We start from the raw sequence: 17,344 nt of genomic DNA, 5'->3' as shown, positions 1-17,344 counted from the left end.
GTAAGAAGAGTCTTCATCGTTGAATAGGAGATGACAATAAATGAAAGCCTTTGAACCTCTGATCATTTCATCTGAAAGCGGATACAATCTTCAAGCTGTCGGAAGTGTGCCAGTTGCCCACGCTTGGAGAATGATTGCGCGAGATCATAAGCAAGTGTTTGGCAGAGAGCCCTTGCAAGCAGAAGAAGAGGCCTCGATAATTATCCGTTATGCGCAGGAAGAGGAAGGATGTCCACAGTGGCCAGAGGGCTATTGTCTTCGTTTTGTTGCAGGTGGCAAGGGAACGGTACTTCATATCATTGGCCGTGATGAGCTGGGGATCATTTATGGGTTGCTTCATTACAGTCGCTTCGTGCTTGGTGTGGAGCCGTTCTGGTTCTGGGCGGAACTCCCTCCGACCAAGCGGGATACAATAGTCCTGTCGAGCCAGGATTATGACAGTATACCGTCCAAGGTTCGCTATCGGGGCTGGTTCGTCAATGATGAGGTATGCCTGATTGGCTGGAAGGATGATTATCCGCCAACGGAGCAGGTGTGGGAGCCCGTTTTTGAAGCGTTACTACGCTGTGGTGGCAACATGGTGATACCGGGAACGGATTTACCACGCACGGGTATTCATCATAAGCTTGCAGTAGAAATGGGATTATGGATTACACATCATCATGCCGAGCCGCTGGGTGCAGAGATGTTTTTGCGTGCTTTTCCGGGGAAACAGGCCAGCTACAAGGAGCATCCCGAGCTGTTTGAGCAGCTATGGCAGGAAGCGATTGAACGGCAAAAGGGAGAGAAAATTGTATGGGTATTGTCTTTTCGTGGGCAGGGAGACAAGCCTTTTTGGGAAAATGATCCTTCCTTTAATACGCCGGAGAAGCGTGGACAATTAATATCGTATGTGGTTCGCAAGCAGTACAGTATGATCAGTGAATTTGTAGAGCAGCCTGTGTGCAGTATGGCGATGTATGGCGAGATTGCCGAGTTATACAAGCAGGGTCATATTGAAGTCCCCGAAGGGGTGATTAAAATATGGGCGGACAATGGTTACGGTAAAATGGTATCCCGGCGCCATGGGAATCTCAATCATCGTGTACCCGCATTGCCCGAGGTGGAGGATGAAGGCAAGAACGGTGTATATTATCATGTGACCTTCCACGACTTGCAGGCGTCGAACCATCTTACTCAATTTCCCTCCTCAGCCGAGCTGATTGTGGACGAATTAACGGCAGCATTTGTCGCAGGAGCAGACGAGTATCTGTTGGTCAATTCAGGTAATATTTTGCCACATTTATATACTCTGGATTTGGCAGCGAATTTATGGACGTATGGTAACGTGGATGCTGAACAGCAGCTTACTGACTTTATCGGGCGGTTGTACAGTCGTCAGCATCAAGAGATTTTCCAATTATACCGGGATTATTCCCGTTGTACTATTGTTTATGGCCCGCATAAGGATGATCGGGCGGGGGAGGAATTCTATCACCATCCAGCGCGGCAAATGATGGGCTTTTGGTTGCAAGGCAAAGAAGGAAGTGATCAACGGCTGTGCTGGGCTGCTGGAGAAAGACCTTTTGCTGAGCAGGTACGCTGGTTCAAGGAAAAAGCCGAGTCGGCTATCCCGGGCTGGGTTGAACTGCGAGAGCGGTGTCTACAAATTATGAAACAATTACCTGAAGATGAATATCGCAGACTATATAATCAGCTTCTTGTACAGATTGAATTGCATCTAAGCGGTTGTCGCGGGCTGGCTAACATCTGCATCGCTTACGGGTTATTTCTTGAAGGAGATTATCCACGAGCATTTATACAAGCTTCGCAAGCCGTTTGGAGCTACCAGACGGGTAGAGAAATGCTCTCGCTCGCAGGGACTGGAAGATGGGAGCATTTCTACCGGGCGGATTGGTTGACTAATCTCGATAACACCATTTCTCATGCGGACACAGTGCGGAGATTTCTGCGGATTCAGGGAGATAGTCCCGATATGTTCCTGTGGTACAAACAATATGTAATGGCGGAAACAGAGAAACATATCTACCTGGAGAATACGCATCGCAAGCCGCTACCCGATGATGAATTGGCACGCTGCTTGGAGAAGGTGCTATATTAGAGGAGTCGGTCCTGGTAAAAGAACCTTCCAATCCATCAAGATGGAATGGAAGGTTCTTTCTAACTTAACCCATGTTTCATTTAGCTTCTGCATATCTCATGATGCAACTTTCAAGCTACCATCACCTGCTGACCTCTAAACAAAATTTCTCCTTCTATATCGTTTCTTGAGTTTCAGGTCTACACATATCTTCTTGTAGAGAACCCGTGTTCCTTGGCCCCCCACGAAACGACGAAGGCAAGAAGCATAAGGATAAGCAACGTCCACGGGAAAGAGCGAACCCCAAGCGTCTCTAAAAGAATTCCGCCAAGCAAGCCGCCCCCGCCAATGGCCAAATTCCAAGCAGTTACAAGCATAGACTGAGCTACATCTGCGCTCTCGCCTGCCGTTTCGGCCAAGGCGGTCTGTAATAAGGTAGCAGCACCGCCAAAGGTCAGTCCCCACAGGGCAACACTTAAATACACGATAGCAGGTTGGTGACTTCCGATTCCTAGTGCTACAGCAGTTACAGCAAAGCCAAGGGTACTCATGAGTACCAATAGACGCAGCCAGCGGTCGATCAATGCACCGATCAATCCAATTCCGGCAACCGAAGTTATCCCGAAAATAAGCAGCACCACATCCGTTCGGGAGGACAGTCCAGCCTGATTCAAATAAGGAGCGATATAGGTGTACAGAATATTATGCGCCAGCACCCAAACCAAAACGACAAGTAAAATGGGACGTACACCGGCAATCGTGAAAACCTTACTCAGTGGGAGTCGCTGTTGGGTAGCCTGTCCGGGAAAATCCGGAAGTTTCCAGAGTACCCAGAAGACTAAGACTACCGCGAGAAAGGACATGGTACCAAAAACCGTTCTCCAGCCAACAAGCGCACCGAGGAACGTTCCTAACGGAACGCCAAGGGCAAGAGCCAGCGGGGTTCCTGACATGGCGATAGCCATGGCGCGTCCTTTTAATGCATCCGGCACCATTCGCCGGGCATAGCCAGCAAGCATCCCCCATAACACACCAGCGGCTACGCCTGCAAGGAAACGGGCAGCCAGCGTCAAGATATAGTAAGAAGACAGTGCCGTAATGGTGTTAAATATGAGAAAGCCAATGATACAGAGCAATAATAAAGGCCGTCGTCGCCAGCCCCGTGTTGCGGCAGTCAACGGGATTGCGGCAGCGAGCGAACCTAGAGCATACAACGTGACCAATTGGCCAGCCAAAGCTTCCGATATTCCCAGTCCTTTGCTGATTTGTGGCAATAGACCAGCGGGAAGCGTTTCGGTGAGAATACAAATAAATCCGGTCATAGCAAGCGCCAGTAACCCGCCCCATGGAAGTCCTTTAGATGAAGCTGTATCTCTGGTAGTGCGTGCGGTAAAATTCAGATTTGAATTCATATTCCAATCCCCTTCTATCAAGCATTACATCTGCTCATAAGGAGCAGGAGTTGTTTTTTATCATAAGGTATGTTTTGATATAACTGAAATACTATTATTTCATAGAGGGAATAACCGTACGGTTATAATGGGTGTATGTCTGTGAATATGAATCATCTTGAAGTGTTTATGAAGGTTGCGGAGAAAATGAATATGACGGAGGCTGCCAAAGCGCTGTTTATTTCCCAGCCTGCGGTTAGCAAGGCTTTGATCCAATTTGAAAATACTTTGCAGGTAAAATTGTTTATTCGCGACAAGCAGAATGGACTCGTACTGACCGAAGTGGGAAAAGAAATGCTGAGTCTGGCCAGACAAATGAAGGAAATCGAAGATAAAATGGTTCAGCTTGCGTGTCAGGAGAATAAGCTTTTACGCGGTAAAGTAAAAATAGGCTCCTTCCCGGCAGCCTCTACGAACTTGCTTCCAGAAGCGATCTGCTTATTCCGCTCCCAATACCCCGATGTCACTATTGAACTGATGGAAGGAAACTCGAATCAAATTAAACAATGGGTGGAGGATCGCACTGTTGAAATTGGAATAGTAGCTTCTCCATTCGATCATTATGACGTCCATATTCTTGAACACGATTCCATGGTTGCGATCATACCGGAGAATCATCCATTGCAAGCAGAACATGAGGTTTCTCTGGAACAGAACAGGAACGACCTTATCTTCTGTAAAGGAGGACATGAATCTGCTGTATTAAACACCTTGCATGAGCAGCAAATTCCTTTCCAGGAGAGTCTCACAGTCCAAACGGCTGAAACCTTAGTCCATATGGTCCAAAAAAAGCTGGGCATTGGCATTATATCGAAGTTTACGCTTTCCTCGGTGTCCCATTCACTAATCGTTAAAGAGATCATTCCCCAAATTTCGCGGGATATCGGAATTATCGCGCATTCCTTTGATGAAGCGACCCCGGCAGCCCGTGAGTTTGTAAAAGTGTTGAGTCAGCTATATCGTTCGAGTGAGTAATTTAATAACAGGGCCTTTGCAAAAGCAAGGGCCCTTTTTGTATGGATTGTTTTGGGGAGATATGAGGAATGAAGTATAGAGATTATTTATAAAACGGGAGATTCATGCTGTTGTTGCACTACAGACTGAACAGCCCGCTGCCAGCCAGTATAATATTTCTCTCTGGTAGCATCATCCATCTTTGGTTCATATGCTTCATACATTTTAAGATTGGAAGCGATTTGATCTGAATCGGACCAAAAGCCTGTGCCGAGCCCACCGAGATAGACCGAACCCATGGCGGACAGCTCGGCACATGTGGATCGGGTCACAAGGTTGCCCAGAATATCGGCCTGAAATTGCATCAGCCAAGTGTTGGAGGAAGCCCCACCGTCCGTGCGCAGGCCGACCAACTCAATCCCGGACTGTTCCTGAATAAACTCTATAGCATCCCGTACTTGGTAAGCGATGCTCTCCAACGCAGCCCGGACAATGTGTCCTTTGCCAGTTCCACGGTTCATACCGATAATTGCCGCTCGGGCATAGGGATTCCAATAGGGAGCGCCCATTCCGACAAAGGCAGGTACAAGATAGACGCCATCGTTTGCAGGAACGCTTTCGACTAAGTGCTGCATCTCCTCAAAGGTAGAGAACAGCCCTAAATTGTCCTGCGTCCATTTGATGCTGTCACCTGTTGTCCGGATGATGGCTTCAAGCGCATACGTAACAGTTCCGCCGGCCCCCCAGGCGATAGCGGTTACAAGTCCGTCACCGCCATCCACCGGATGATTCCCTACGTTCATTAATACAGAGGTGCCCGTGCCAAAGGTTGCTTTGGCTGTTCCGGGCTTGAAACACAGATGCCCATACAATGCGCCTTGTGAATCCCCGATGACGCCTGAAATCGGTATTTTCTCATTGAAAAGGTCGCAATCTGCCGTATATCCGAATACAGCGTCAGATGGTTTAACCTCGGGCAGCAGGGAAGAAGGAACGGAGAACAGCCGGGCAAGCTCTTCATCCCACTCCAGCGTGTGGATATTGAACAGCGATGTACGACTGGCATTTGTATAGTCGGTTGCATGATTTTTACCGCCGGTAAGCTTCCAGACCAGCCAACTGTCCATGTTCCCTGCAAGCAGCCTCCCTTCAGCCAGCAGGTTGGCAGCTCCTTCCGTATGTTCAATGATCCATTTGAACTTGGCAGCGGAGAAATAAGGGTCAAGCATAAGCCCTGTTTTGGCGTGGATGGTGCTTTCGTGGCCGGCTTGCTTCAGCTCGGCGCACAGGTCCGCCGTACGCTGGCACTGCCAGACAACAGCATTATATATTGGCTGACCAGTCGTCTTATCCCACACCAGTGCCGTTTCGCGTTGATTGGTGATTGTCAGCGCAGCCAGTGCGGATGGATGTACGCAAGCCTGCTCCAATACGCTGCGGGCAGTTATTTTGACATTTTCATAAATTTCGAGCGGATCATGCTCTACCCAGCCGGGATGGGGGTAATATTGCTTATGCTCCATCCCGCTGCGGGCGATTACTGCACCCTGATGGTCTACAAGGAGTGCTTTGGTGCCTGAAGTGCTCTGGTCGATGGCCAATATATATTGTTGATTGTGCTCCATATGCTTCGCCCTCTACTTATTAATCAATTCGAATGCAATTTGTTTGATATTGTCACCCGTAATGCCGTAGTGGTGGAAAACTTCCGCCGATTTACCGGCAATCGCTGGCTCATCAGGGATGCCGAGCACTCTCATAGGAACCGGGTGATTCTGCACAACAACTTCTGCCACGGCTGCGCCGAGACCGCCGTAAATGCTATGTTCCTCAACGGTAATGATGCGTCCAGTTTCACGTGCAGCGGTGATGATCGCCTCTTCATCCAGCGGCTTGATTGTATGCATGTTGATTACCCGGGCGGATATGCCTTCGTCGTTGAGTGCCTTGGCGGCATCGAGTGCGATTCGCACGGTTTCACCGACACCAATAATTGTAACGTCGTTGCCTTCTCTCACAGTGATGGCCTTGCCTATTTCAAATGGGTAATCATCGGTTTCGTAAACGTCTTCAACGGGATTACGCCCGATTCGCACGTATACGCCGCCGTCATATTTTACAAGCGCTTCGGTCAGTTTCTTCGTTTCGTGCCGATCAGCAGGCATTACAATCGCCAGTCCCGGAATTGCCCGGGCTACTGCGATATCCTGCACGGAGTGGTGTGACATGCCAAGCGCCCCGTAGCTGACGCCTCCGCTAATGCCGATGAGCTTCACATTTGTCCGCGAATAAGCAACGTCAACTTTGACTTGTTCAATACTGCGCATACTGAGAAAGCAGGCTGGTGAAGTCACAAACGGCTTTTTGCCGCTGTGGGCCAGGCCTGCGGACATGCCTACGATATTCTGTTCGGCAATGCCGACCTCGACGAACTGCTCCGGGAACGTATTGGCAAAGGGAGCCATTGCAGCAGAACCACGCGAATCGCTGGCCAGTACCATGATATCACGGTCGTCTTTGGCCAACTCCAGCAATGTGTCACAGATTACTTGGCGATTAGGAATTTTATTCATGCTTAATGCACCTGCCCTTTCTGCGTCAATTCTTCGATCGTTGCCTTTAGCTCTATGAGAGCCAGCTCCAACTCTTTATCATTAGGCACATGGTGATGCCATGCCGGGACATTTTCGGCGAACGATACGCCTTTGCCCTTGGTGGTATTGGCCATAATTAGCGTTGGCTTTCCCGCTACTTCAGGGGCGGCTCTGAATGCCTTAAGCAATTCTTCCATATTGTTGCCGTTGATAGAGACGACGTTCCAGCCGAAGGCAGCCCACTTCTCTTCCAGCGGCTCCAGTCCCATGACTTCTTCGGTAGCACCGCTGATCTGGAGTCGGTTGCGGTCGATAATGCCGATCAGGTTATCCAGCTTATAATGAGAGCCTGCCATAGCGGCTTCCCAGTTGGAGCCTTCGGCCTGCTCGCCATCTCCCATTAGACAAAATACACGGTAAGGACGGTCATCCCGCTTGGCCGCTAATGCCATGCCGACGGAAATGGGCAGGCCGTGGCCGAGGGCCCCGGTGTTCATTTCAATCCCTGGAACCTTGTTGTTCGGGTGGCCAATGAGTCGGGTACCGAACTGGCTGTAGGTCTCCAGCTCTTCTTTTGGAAAAAAGCCCAGGTCGGCCAGAATACACCACAGAGATTCTACGGAATGCCCTTTGCTGGCGATAAAGCGATCACGGTCATCCCATTTTGGATTGGCAGGGTCAACGTTCATGATTTCATAATATAAAGCCGTTAAAATGTCTGTATTGCTCAGCGATCCCCCCGTATGTCCCGTTTTGGCGCGGTGAATGATGGTTAGCAGGTCCATGCGGATTTGTGCGGCTTTGACTTTCAGTTCCTGGATTTCCATAATGTCCTCCTCAAGATAGATATTATAGGGATGGGCTTTGTCACTTTAGACGTCTCAAACGTGAATGTTCGGGCGCTTATTACGGGCGAGATCGGATCCTCTAAGCCAGCTTTGAATTTCCTGTTCCGTGGGATCGACCGGATCAGGCGTCAGGCCGGGTATATAATTGCAGGCCTCATAAATGGCCGGGATCACATTGGCGTGGATACCTACGGAATGATGGACGTAAGGCCCTTTTACGAGTTTTTCCTCCCACAGCGGCCAATCGTTTACTTCCACCCATACGTAGGAGCCGCGGGTATAAGGACCTTCAATACCCCGGGCACGCCCGAGGAACATGGAGTACTCACCGTGGTCGCCGTCGAATCGGGCAATAGTCATACCGCCACCGCGGATTTCGCCTTCATGCGTTCCGGGCGAATGGTCGTCGAAGAGAAAATGCTTACGCAATTTCGGTTTGTTCTCTACGGAGAGCGAGACCGGGAAATTGCCACAGTGGAAGAGAAGTTCGCCGTTATCATTCTCGGGATGTCGAACAGTAATATCCGCGAAGAAGGTCGGCAATGTGTTCATGGCGGCGGCCTGCACCATAATGGAAGTAATGGCTCCATGGATATCTGTTTCACAAGTAACTGGAATTTGCTCGTCAGTCAGGATAGCGTTGGCAAGACATGGCATAATAGATAGGGCATCCTGTAAAGAGGACCAGCACTGGATCGCGATAGCGCTGCTTCCTGTCTCACGGGCGAAAGATTTCATGGCAACCTTTAAAGCAGCTATCCGTTTTACGTCATCTTCGGTCACTTCGCTGTAATCGAGTTTTTCTTTAATGTAATCCATCGTTTCCAGAAGCTCAGAGCTGTTGCTGGAGGCGATTTTTTTGGTTCTCAGTTGAATGTCGACAAGGGTAATGGGGTGAATCTCAATGCCGAAGCGTTCGAGCAGCTCACCTTCATTGCACATCATCGTCCAGAACGAAGCGGGGCGGGGGCCAATTTGGAGAATGCGCAAGCTCTTGAACTGACGCACAACGTTGGCGGCAGCCACAAAGTTGGTAAAGCCCCTTTCAAAAACCGGATCATTCACCCAACTGTTCGTTACATAAGTGAAGGGAACGTCGAATCTTCGCAACACTTTACCTGTGGCGAAAATACCGCATTGGGTGTCGCGAAGGCGCATGCCGTCCGCGAGCGGCGCTTCATCCCGCGGTCCCCACAACAGGACGGGCTTGCCGAGCGCTTTGCCTACACGGGCTACAGTATCTTCTGTACCAAAGTTGCAATGTGGGAAAAAAACAGCGTCGACTTCTTCCTCTTTGAATCGCTTTGCAATTAAATCCGCGTTTATATGGTCGTCATACAGCAAGCCTTCCTCATTAAGGCCCTCCAGGTCTACAATGTCGATATCCATGCCAAAGCTCTCAATTTTCTTGCGAATTTCCACTTTGTACTTAAAGGCATCGTCGGCGCTGAACGTAAATCGGCGCGTCGGAGCATAACCCAACTTTAATTTCTTCATGATCATGTCTCCTCTGTACTCGAATAAACAACATTTGCTGAACAAAATAAAATGAATTAACTAAATTAAAGTAATAAGTTTAGTTGAAAAAAACTAAATTCGATGACTATTTCTATGTCGAAGCCATAGTAACATCGAATTAAAGCGGTGTCAATGAACTATTTAGTGATATTTAGTTGTATAACTAAACTAATAACTAAACAAATATGAATAAATTCAGCTAAATATTGCATCGTATCTCACTTCGGTGTAAACTTCAGTTATTCACTTCACTGCTGTGTTCATCTTATTGAGAATGGAGAATTAGGGCATGAAAATGGAAGACATCGCTAAGCTGGCCAACGTATCCAAATCAGCTGTTTCACTGGCCTTCAGTGGCAAGCCGGGAATTGGTCCAGATACGCGTGAACGTATTCTCCAGGTAGCCCACGAGGCAGGATACAGTCCCAAAAGTAAGACGATAACGGCTACGAGAAGTGATAAGTCCTTGCTTTTTCTCGTGTGTACCAATTCGGGTATTGTCCTTGAGGAATACTATCAACAGCCATTTTTTAAAGAATTAATCCAGTTTATTGAGGAGCGTTGCCGACAAAAAGGGTATTCTTTGATCTTTTCGACGGTCGACGTAGAATTTTTCCAGAGGGATATCCAGATGGTTGCAGAGGAGAAACGCAGTGCAGGGACTATCGTTCTGGGGACCAATCTGACCCGTGAGCAAATCAGTGATATTCATGCCAAGCTGCCGAATCTGATTGTGCTGGATACCTGCTTTGATACGCTTCCCGTACAATTTATCCAGATTAATAATGTTATGGGTGCTTATCAGGCAGGAGCTTATTTATGCGACATGGGCCATACCTCAATCGGATATATTGCTTCTAATGTACGGATTCATAATTTTGAGGAACGTAAACGCGGATTTTTGGCGGCACTCATGGAACGGGGGCTGAAGATTCCGGAGACACTAATGCTGGCGGTAGCTCCAACCATTCTTACATCGCAGCAGGATCTGAATCGGCAGCTAACTGTTTATATGGAGAGCGGAAAAACTTTACCGACGGTCTGGTTTTGCGAATGCGACTATATTGCTATCAGTGCTATGAAGACCATGAGCGAGCTTGGTATCCGGGTGCCGCAGGATACTTCAATTATCGGCTTTGACAACATTACGGAATCGGTCATTGTCACGCCGGAGCTAACGACCATTCATGTAGAAAAAGAAAGAATGGCCGTTCTTGCTGTCGATCTCCTGACCGATACTATTGAGCAGGGAACGCAGGTTACGGCAAAAATCACAGTGGATACGAAATTTGTAGAGCGCAATTCCTGTGCTGCTCCTGCCACTTTCGTATCTAAAGGCGAGGTAATCGAGCAGGTCTGAGTAGAGGACAGATTTGGACAAAAGAACGGGAGGGGGTCACTTTGAATGAATACGCGAATGGTTTCGATTCTACAGCATTTGCTGGCTGCGGACACTCCTGTCAAGAGCGAGCATCTGGCAAAATTGATCCAGGTTACTTCACGTACCGTACGTAGCGATATCAGAGAACTGGATGAATTTCTGGCCAAGCATGGAGCATCGATTCAGCCTGTTCGTTCAAGGGGGTATGAACTGAAAATCACGGACGACCGCAGCTTTCGTACGCTCCTACAGCAGTTGTTCCTGTATAACGAACCGGATGATCCCAATTCTCCTGAATACCGACAGCGTTATTTAATCTCGCGCCTCCTGTTTACAGAAAATTATTTGAAGCTGGAAGAGTTGGCGGATGAGTTATACATTAGCAAATCCACCGTACAAAATGATTTCAAAGAGGTTAAGCATATGCTGCAGGCATACGGAATCGGCATTGATAAGCGCCCGAATTACGGTGTCAAGCTGAGGGGCGACGAGGTTCGCTTACGTTTCTGCATGTCTGAATTCATCGTCAACCGTTCTGAAGAAAGGACTGGGGGTGTGGAGGCTGCGTCGAGGATGGTATCTCCATGGGAAATGACACTGATTCGCGATATTATTATGGAGCAAATCCAGAACCACGGGGTCGCCTTGTCGGATGTTGCCTTCAACAACCTGTCCATTCATATCGCTATAGCTTGCAAGCGCATTCGTAATGGGAACCGGGTCGCGATGCTTTCCGATGAAAAGGGAGGTTTTCGGGCTACCGAGGAATTTCGAGCCGCTGAGCATATTGTTTGCCACATTGAAAAGGAAATGGATTTGACCTTTCCGGAAGATGAAGTTGCTTATATCGCCATGCATCTGGCCGGGAACAAGTGGTTTGAGGGAATTACGGAGCAACAGACGGTAGAGGCGGGGCCTCAGAAGCTCTTGGATCGGGGAATTTATGAGCTTGGCAGAGAAATGCTGGATGAAATTGACAAGGGCTTTAACCTGAATATCAGCCGGGATCAAGAACTGTTAATGGGCATATGTCTTCACCTGAAGTCGGCACTGAATCGCGTAAAATATGGGATGAATATCCGTAATCCGATGCTGGATCATGTAAAGAATAATTATCCTTTGGCTTTTCAGGCGGGGGTCATAGGTGCCAAGCTGATCGAGAGCAAGTTGAATATGGCTATACCAGAGACAGAAATGGGTTATTTGGCGATTCATATCGGAGCCGCCATGGAAAGGCAGCAGATGAACAACAGACCTAAACGCTGCCTTGTCGTGTGCACTTCGGGTGTTGGAAGTGCCCGCTTGCTGTATTACAAGTTGCGTAGCAAGTTCGGTGAAAGGCTTGAGGTTGCTGGCACGACCGAGTATTACAAGTTGCAGCAGGTTCCTCTGCATGACATTGATTTTGTGGTAAGCACAGTTCCAATCCCGCAGACATTATCCGTTCCGGTCGTGGTAGTCCAGACTCTGCTTGGCGGCGGTGACATCGATAAGATTGAAGAGCTGCTGACGGGTGAAGGGGAGTATACTTTCCGCTATATTATGGAAGAGCTTGTATTTCTAAGACAGAACTTCACCACAAAGGAAGAGATCATTACTTTTTTGGGAGAAAGAATGCATGCTTCCGGATTGATCCGCTCTTCCGAGGGATTCATCGGACTGGTGCTGGAAAGAGAAAATGCTGCTCCTACAGCTTACGGAAATCTGGTAGCCATTCCTCATCCCATTATTCCGCAAAGCAATCGGACGGTATGGGCGGTCTGTGCACTGAAATCTCCCATAGATTGGTCTGGCAAGCCTGTGCAGCTCGTCTGCCTGCTCAGTATTAACAAAAACGGTGACGAGCCCCCGGCGAAAATGTATAAGCATCTGATGGGATTGGTTGACGACTCCGATATTATCCAGCAGATGCTGGAATGCAAAACCTATGGAGATTTTGCTCAAATTATCGTCAAACATAAACTGTATTAAAATAAAGCTCTGCACGACATCTGCTTGGATTCTGGACAAGCATCGTGCGGAGTTTTTCTATTTTTTTCATTGTAAGCATTTCCGCTTCTAGTGGAAAAGAGTTGCGTTTAGAAGTCGGCAAGAATCGTATACACTGAATCTGTAAGCTAAAGAGATGAAATGCATGAGGTGAATTCAATGGATGAGTATCAGGAAATCATAATGGGACTTATAACAAATTCGGGTATTGCGAAGAGTAAAGCTATGGAAGCCATCAGCTTTGCCGAGAAGGGTAATGCGGAGCAGGCAGCAGAATGTCTTGAAGAATGCAAAAACGAGCTGGTCCAAGCGCATAAATCACAGACGCGACTGATCCAGCAGGAAGCGGGTGGGACAACTCATGAAGTGACACTGCTAATGGTGCATGCACAAGACCATCTCATGTCAGCCATTACGACAAAGGATCTGGCGGGGCATATCGTGGAACTTTACAGCAGATTGAACCGTTACGAAGCAGCAGTATCCATCACACCATTATCGGGGAGGAATAACAAATGAAACAAATTACGCTCGTATGCGCAGCAGGAATGTCTACAAGTATGCTGGTACAGAAAATGCAGAAGGCCGCACAGGCTCAAAATGTTGAGGTTGAGATCAGAGCTACTTCCGAAAGCTCCTTTAAAGAGTATGCGGACAAAACGGATGTACTCCTAATTGGACCGCAGGTCGGCTACCTGGAAGACGATTTTAAAACCAGATACGAGCCTAAAGGCATCAAAGTAAGCGTAATTGACAGAATGGATTATGGCATGATGAATGGCGAAAAGGTACTTGCCGAAGCGTTAAATCTATAAAGGAAGACATTGCCATATTCACAAGTTTCCATGGGTAAAAAAATGTGATTTCCTTAAATGGAAGCGCTCTCTATATTATTGTTCAACAGATGAAAGTCTAAAGCAGGAGTTGAAGGAAAATGGCTAACGAAAAAAAACTATCGCATAAGTTGCAAAGATACGCTGGGAAAATTCAGCAAAATCGCTATATGAGCGCTATTTCAAATGGACTAATGTCCACCCTTCCTTTTTTGGTTATCGGGGCATTTTCGACCCTTTTTTCCGCACTTGCCTGGGAGCCTTACCAGAACCTCATTGCACCGATCAAGGGTATTATCGGATTAGGATCGACGATGACAACTGGCATCATCGCCCTTTATGCAGTCTTCTTCATCGCCTACAGACTGGCGCAAGCTTTTGACAAGGACCCGCTGATTCCCGCAGCAACGGCACTGCTCTCGTTTCTTATTTTGACGCCGATTCAAACATTCGATAAAGTCCGGGCGCTTCCACTTCAGTGGCTCGGTGCGCAGGGTTTGTTTGTTGCTATGTTGGTTGGCTTGCTGGCTTCCCGATTGTATATCTGGATTGTCGATCGCAACTGGACCATTAAAATGCCCGAAGGAGTACCGCCCACCGTTGTCAAAACATTCTCAGGATTAATTCCGGCGATACTCGTAGCTATGGTATTCGTTATTGTTTCCGGTCTGTTCATGCATACGTCATTCGGTACGGTCCATGAGTTTATTTATACCTATCTGCAAGTGCCACTGGAAGGACTGGGTGGATCACTGGGGGCTATGATTGTCGCCCTCATCATTATGCAGGTGCTCTGGATGTTCGGAATCCACGGTGCAATCGTAACGCTTGCCATCGTCAAACCGATCTGGATGAGCCTGGATCTTGCCAATCTCGACGCTTTCCAGGCGGGAGCTCCGCTACCGAACATTATCGGGCTGGCTTTTTGGTATATCTTCTCAAACTATGCGCCGATGCTGGGCTTCGCTCTCCTGCTGGTCTTCTTGGCCAAGAGCAAGCAATTACGCACGATTGGCAAGCTCGGCCTTCCGGGGACTTTCTTCTCGATTCACGAGCCACTCAATTTCGGAATTCCAGTTGTTTTGAATCCGCTCCTGGCTATTCCGTTTATCATTTCTCCTATCGTCTGCGCCGTCCTCGGTTATTTTGCGACAACTGCGGGCTTGCTGCCTGCACCCATCGGAATTTACCCGGCATTTGGCACTCCGATTTTTGTTCTGGGCTTTATTGAGGGGAGCTGGAGACTTGCTGCTGCACAGCTTTTGCTCATTCCCGTTTGTATGTTGATTTACTATCCGTTCTTTAGAACGCTTGATAAACAAGCGTTGAACAGGGAACGCGAAGCACAGGAGAAGTCAGAACAGGAGGGAACGGCTGGAGCCCAAGCAAGTATCGTTACTTCATAAATGAGCAATAAAACGGAAAGCGGCGAACTGTTCGCCGTTTTCTGTCATTACAGCAATAAGGGGGAAGCCGTATGATCAAGCTTGGCATAGCGGAGAACAAACGTTACTTTGTCAATGAAGGAGTTCCATTTTTTTATCTGGCGGATACCGTCTGGAGCGCATTTACCAATATCTCACTGGAGGAATGGGCTGATTATCTTGACTACAGAAGCAGCCAGGGGTTTAATGTTCTGCAAATCAATTTGTTGCGTCAGTGGGATGCCAGCGGCAGTGATCTGGATCACGAACCGTTCGCACAGATTGAGGACGGGAGCTACGATTTTTATTCACTGAATCCAGACTATTTTGACAGGGCGGAGACTATGGTCGAGATGGCAGTGAGCAAGGGATTTGTACCCGCGCTGGTCTTGCTTTGGTGTAATTATATCCCGGATACTTGGGCGGCCAAGCTTCGTGATGAGAAAAACATGCCTCTGGAGGCGGTGGAACCGTATGTGCGTTATGCAGCAGACCGATTCTCAAAGTACCACCCTATCTATATCGTGAGCGGGGATACCGACTTCCCGTCAAAGCGAGCGAACGAGTATTATCGCACTGCACTTCACGTTGTGAAGACGCATAGTCCGGAGTGCTTGACTACTCTGCACATTCAGGGGAGACTGGCGGAGGTGCCGGATGAGTTCATTAACGATCCTAATTTGGACTTTTACATGTACCAATCAGGTCACAATTCGCAGTTTCAGTCCAAGGCTTACGCCTTGGCGTTGGACTTCTACAACAAGCGGGTAACACGGCCTGTGCTGAACTCGGAACCTTGCTACGAGATGATGGGTTACAGCCGGAGAGAATACGGTCGTTTCGGCCGTGCCGACGTGCGTAAAGCTGCATGGCAAAGTCTTTTGTCCGGTGCGGGAGCCGGCGTAACCTACGGAGCACATGGAATATGGAGCTGGCACAAAAAAGGGAAACGCTTCGGAGTTACCGGGGAAGGTTTTGACAGCCCCTATGAGTGGCAGGCTGCCCTTAAATTTGAGGGAGCGTGGGATTATGGATTTGCGAAGTGGCTGTTTCAGATGTACGGATTGATAGATTTGCAACCTTGGAACATAGTACTTAAGAACACGGAAGAGATTCGAGTTGCCTCAACCAGAGGCTTCGAAAAAATTGCTATTTACGTGCCTGTAAACACGGTCCTGAAGCTAGACGCCGATCTTAGAGAATACAAGTTTACAATTATCGACCTGGAATACCGCCGATTTGCAGCAGCTTCGGTAGCGTTCCAGGACAATGTAACGGTTATCGATATGCATAATTTTGAGGGGGATGTCATCCTGATTGGTGTGAAAAGATAAGAATTGATCATTCCGCAATCTTCATCCGAATCTCTGTTAGATCGCTTGCAACCTTTCCAACCTGTACTACGTCAAAGAGGTTGTTAATGGCCGGGCGGCCTAATTCAACTACAAGGTGGAACTTGACATGAACATGAGAAAAAGTGCATTCGCAGCCATGACCACAGTATCACTTCTTTCCTTCTCTTTTGGGGGTCAAATGTTTGCGGCGAGCAATCCGTTCAAGGATTTGGACAGCGTAAGCGGTAAAGATAAAATCATCTCCCTTCAAAATCAGGGTTTGCTCAAAGGGGTCTCTGATACGCAGTTTCTCCCCGCCTCTAAAGTGACTGCTGCCCAAGGCATTCAGTTAATCTCCGGCGGATTTCAGCTTAGTTTGGCCGCTATTGATTTTAATAAGGCGCCACAGGCCAGCGGACTGTTCACCCATGTTAAGGATACAGCATGGTATGCCGAAGCCTTTATCAACGCGCATTATAATGGCGTGGAGATTCCCCAAAATATCGATCCTTCAAAAACTCTGACCAAGGAAGAGTTCACCCATATGCTGATTCAGGGCATGGAAAAATCAGGCAGCCTGCCGATGATCAAAATTGCACCTGCAACGATTGCCGATGATAGCAAGTTGGAGCCTTCGTATCAAGGCAGCATTCAGCGTTCGCTGATATACAAGGTCAATACCTTGGATGCAAGTAAAAAGTTTAATCCAAAAAGTGAGATTACACGTGCGGAAGCAGCCGTTATGTTGTATAACGCGCTAGAATATCTAACAGCTCATAAGGCTTAACCGACTATTCTGGGCCAACCTCTTGATTTTTATGAGGTACCGTGTGGATTTGGGCTTACAGTTACTTGACACCATTATCGTTAATGCTATAATAAGGAAATCGAATTTAGATCCAACGGTAGCTGATTATCGTATGGTTTCTATCCTGGTC

Annotated in this window: 14 protein-coding genes; 9 read left to right on the top strand and 5 right to left on the bottom strand. The window is 48.1% G+C overall.

The window, feature by feature from the left end; translation table 11 throughout:
* Window positions 1-40: 40 nt before the first annotated feature.
* On the top strand, window positions 41-2,101 hold the full coding sequence (locus ABIA61_RS07760) for a glycosyl hydrolase 115 family protein (RefSeq protein WP_283652446.1): 2,061 nt from the start codon (window positions 41-43) through the stop codon (window positions 2,099-2,101).
* 179 nt (window positions 2,102-2,280) lie between these two features.
* Here ABIA61_RS07760 and ABIA61_RS07755 read toward each other — a convergent pair whose 3' ends face one another.
* On the bottom strand, window positions 2,281-3,492 hold the full coding sequence (locus tag ABIA61_RS07755) for an MFS transporter (protein ID WP_283652445.1): 1,212 nt from the start codon (window positions 3,490-3,492) through the stop codon (window positions 2,281-2,283).
* 135 nt (window positions 3,493-3,627) lie between these two features.
* Between ABIA61_RS07755 and ABIA61_RS07750 the strand changes: the two genes are divergently transcribed.
* Window positions 3,628-4,506: a LysR family transcriptional regulator gene (locus ABIA61_RS07750; RefSeq protein ID WP_283652444.1), complete on the top strand. Its 879-nt coding sequence runs from the start codon at window positions 3,628-3,630 to the stop codon at window positions 4,504-4,506.
* Between the two features lie 86 nt (window positions 4,507-4,592).
* On the opposite strand, the gene glpK is transcribed toward ABIA61_RS07750, so the two are convergent.
* From glpK to ABIA61_RS07730, 4 genes are read right to left on the bottom strand one after another with little or no spacing between them, the layout of a single operon-like run.
* On the bottom strand, window positions 4,593-6,110 hold the full coding sequence (glpK, locus tag ABIA61_RS07745; protein ID WP_283652443.1) for a glycerol kinase GlpK: 1,518 nt from the start codon (window positions 6,108-6,110) through the stop codon (window positions 4,593-4,595).
* Between the two features lie 12 nt (window positions 6,111-6,122).
* A complete protein-coding gene (locus tag ABIA61_RS07740) occupies window positions 6,123-7,058 on the bottom strand; it encodes a transketolase family protein (RefSeq protein ID WP_283652442.1) in 936 nt (311 codons plus the stop codon).
* A gap of 2 nt (window positions 7,059-7,060) precedes the next feature.
* A complete protein-coding gene (locus ABIA61_RS07735; protein WP_283652441.1) occupies window positions 7,061-7,906 on the bottom strand; it encodes a transketolase in 846 nt (281 codons plus the stop codon).
* Window positions 7,907-7,960: 54 nt separating this feature from the next.
* The gene (locus tag ABIA61_RS07730) at window positions 7,961-9,424 is read right to left on the bottom strand and encodes an L-fucose/L-arabinose isomerase family protein (protein ID WP_283652440.1); all 1,464 of its coding nucleotides are present in this window, start codon (window positions 9,422-9,424) and stop codon (window positions 7,961-7,963) included.
* 310 nt (window positions 9,425-9,734) lie between these two features.
* Here ABIA61_RS07730 and ABIA61_RS07725 point away from each other — a divergent pair, with 310 nt between their 5' ends.
* The 7 genes from ABIA61_RS07725 to ABIA61_RS07695 all read left to right on the top strand — a co-directional run bounded on the left by ABIA61_RS07725 (window position 9,735) and on the right by ABIA61_RS07695 (window position 17,193).
* Entirely contained in the window at window positions 9,735-10,805 is a 1,071-nt protein-coding gene (locus ABIA61_RS07725; RefSeq protein ID WP_283657149.1) for a LacI family DNA-binding transcriptional regulator, read from the top strand.
* A 45-nt stretch (window positions 10,806-10,850) separates the two neighbouring features.
* Window positions 10,851-12,797 (top strand): BglG family transcription antiterminator, encoded by a 1,947-nt coding sequence (locus ABIA61_RS07720; protein WP_283657148.1) that lies wholly within the window; start codon window positions 10,851-10,853, stop codon window positions 12,795-12,797.
* 177 nt (window positions 12,798-12,974) lie between these two features.
* A complete protein-coding gene (locus ABIA61_RS07715) occupies window positions 12,975-13,334 on the top strand; it encodes a PTS sugar transporter subunit IIA (protein WP_283652437.1) in 360 nt (119 codons plus the stop codon).
* A complete protein-coding gene (locus ABIA61_RS07710; RefSeq protein WP_283652436.1) occupies window positions 13,331-13,630 on the top strand; it encodes a PTS sugar transporter subunit IIB in 300 nt (99 codons plus the stop codon). The genes ABIA61_RS07715 and ABIA61_RS07710 overlap by 4 nt, the downstream gene beginning before the upstream one ends.
* A 119-nt stretch (window positions 13,631-13,749) precedes the next feature.
* A complete protein-coding gene (locus ABIA61_RS07705) occupies window positions 13,750-15,054 on the top strand; it encodes a PTS sugar transporter subunit IIC (RefSeq protein WP_404580032.1) in 1,305 nt (434 codons plus the stop codon).
* A 71-nt stretch (window positions 15,055-15,125) separates the two neighbouring features.
* Window positions 15,126-16,406, top strand: coding sequence for a glycoside hydrolase family 140 protein (locus tag ABIA61_RS07700; RefSeq protein ID WP_283652435.1), 1,281 nt, complete (start codon window positions 15,126-15,128; stop codon window positions 16,404-16,406).
* 127 nt (window positions 16,407-16,533) lie between these two features.
* Window positions 16,534-17,193, top strand: coding sequence for an S-layer homology domain-containing protein (locus ABIA61_RS07695; RefSeq protein WP_283652434.1), 660 nt, complete (start codon window positions 16,534-16,536; stop codon window positions 17,191-17,193).
* The last annotated feature ends 151 nt before the right edge of the window (window positions 17,194-17,344 follow it).

This window comes from Paenibacillus sp. RC21 (assembly GCF_044907935.1).
Classification (GTDB): domain Bacteria; phylum Bacillota; class Bacilli; order Paenibacillales; family Paenibacillaceae; genus Paenibacillus; species Paenibacillus terrae_A.
This window is presented reverse-complemented; position numbering and strand designations above follow the sequence as displayed.

Bases quoted from the DNA above. Each gene is read 5' to 3' on its own strand.
- ABIA61_RS07760 (WP_283652446.1), top strand. From the start codon at position 41: ATGAAAGCCTTTGAACCTCTGATCATTTCATCTGAAAGCGGATACAAT.
- ABIA61_RS07755 (WP_283652445.1), bottom strand. From the start codon at position 3,492: ATGAATTCAAATCTGAATTTTACCGCACGCACTACCAGAGATACAGCT.
- ABIA61_RS07750 (WP_283652444.1), top strand. From the start codon at position 3,628: ATGTCTGTGAATATGAATCATCTTGAAGTGTTTATGAAGGTTGCGGAG.
- glpK (WP_283652443.1), bottom strand. From the start codon at position 6,110: ATGGAGCACAATCAACAATATATATTGGCCATCGACCAGAGCACTTCA.
- ABIA61_RS07740 (WP_283652442.1), bottom strand. From the start codon at position 7,058: ATGAATAAAATTCCTAATCGCCAAGTAATCTGTGACACATTGCTGGAG.
- ABIA61_RS07735 (WP_283652441.1), bottom strand. From the start codon at position 7,906: ATGGAAATCCAGGAACTGAAAGTCAAAGCCGCACAAATCCGCATGGAC.
- ABIA61_RS07730 (WP_283652440.1), bottom strand. From the start codon at position 9,424: ATGAAGAAATTAAAGTTGGGTTATGCTCCGACGCGCCGATTTACGTTC.
- ABIA61_RS07725 (WP_283657149.1), top strand. From the start codon at position 9,735: ATGAAAATGGAAGACATCGCTAAGCTGGCCAACGTATCCAAATCAGCT.
- ABIA61_RS07720 (WP_283657148.1), top strand. From the start codon at position 10,851: ATGAATACGCGAATGGTTTCGATTCTACAGCATTTGCTGGCTGCGGAC.
- ABIA61_RS07715 (WP_283652437.1), top strand. From the start codon at position 12,975: ATGGATGAGTATCAGGAAATCATAATGGGACTTATAACAAATTCGGGT.
- ABIA61_RS07710 (WP_283652436.1), top strand. From the start codon at position 13,331: ATGAAACAAATTACGCTCGTATGCGCAGCAGGAATGTCTACAAGTATG.
- ABIA61_RS07705 (WP_404580032.1), top strand. From the start codon at position 13,750: ATGGCTAACGAAAAAAAACTATCGCATAAGTTGCAAAGATACGCTGGG.
- ABIA61_RS07700 (WP_283652435.1), top strand. From the start codon at position 15,126: ATGATCAAGCTTGGCATAGCGGAGAACAAACGTTACTTTGTCAATGAA.
- ABIA61_RS07695 (WP_283652434.1), top strand. From the start codon at position 16,534: ATGAACATGAGAAAAAGTGCATTCGCAGCCATGACCACAGTATCACTT.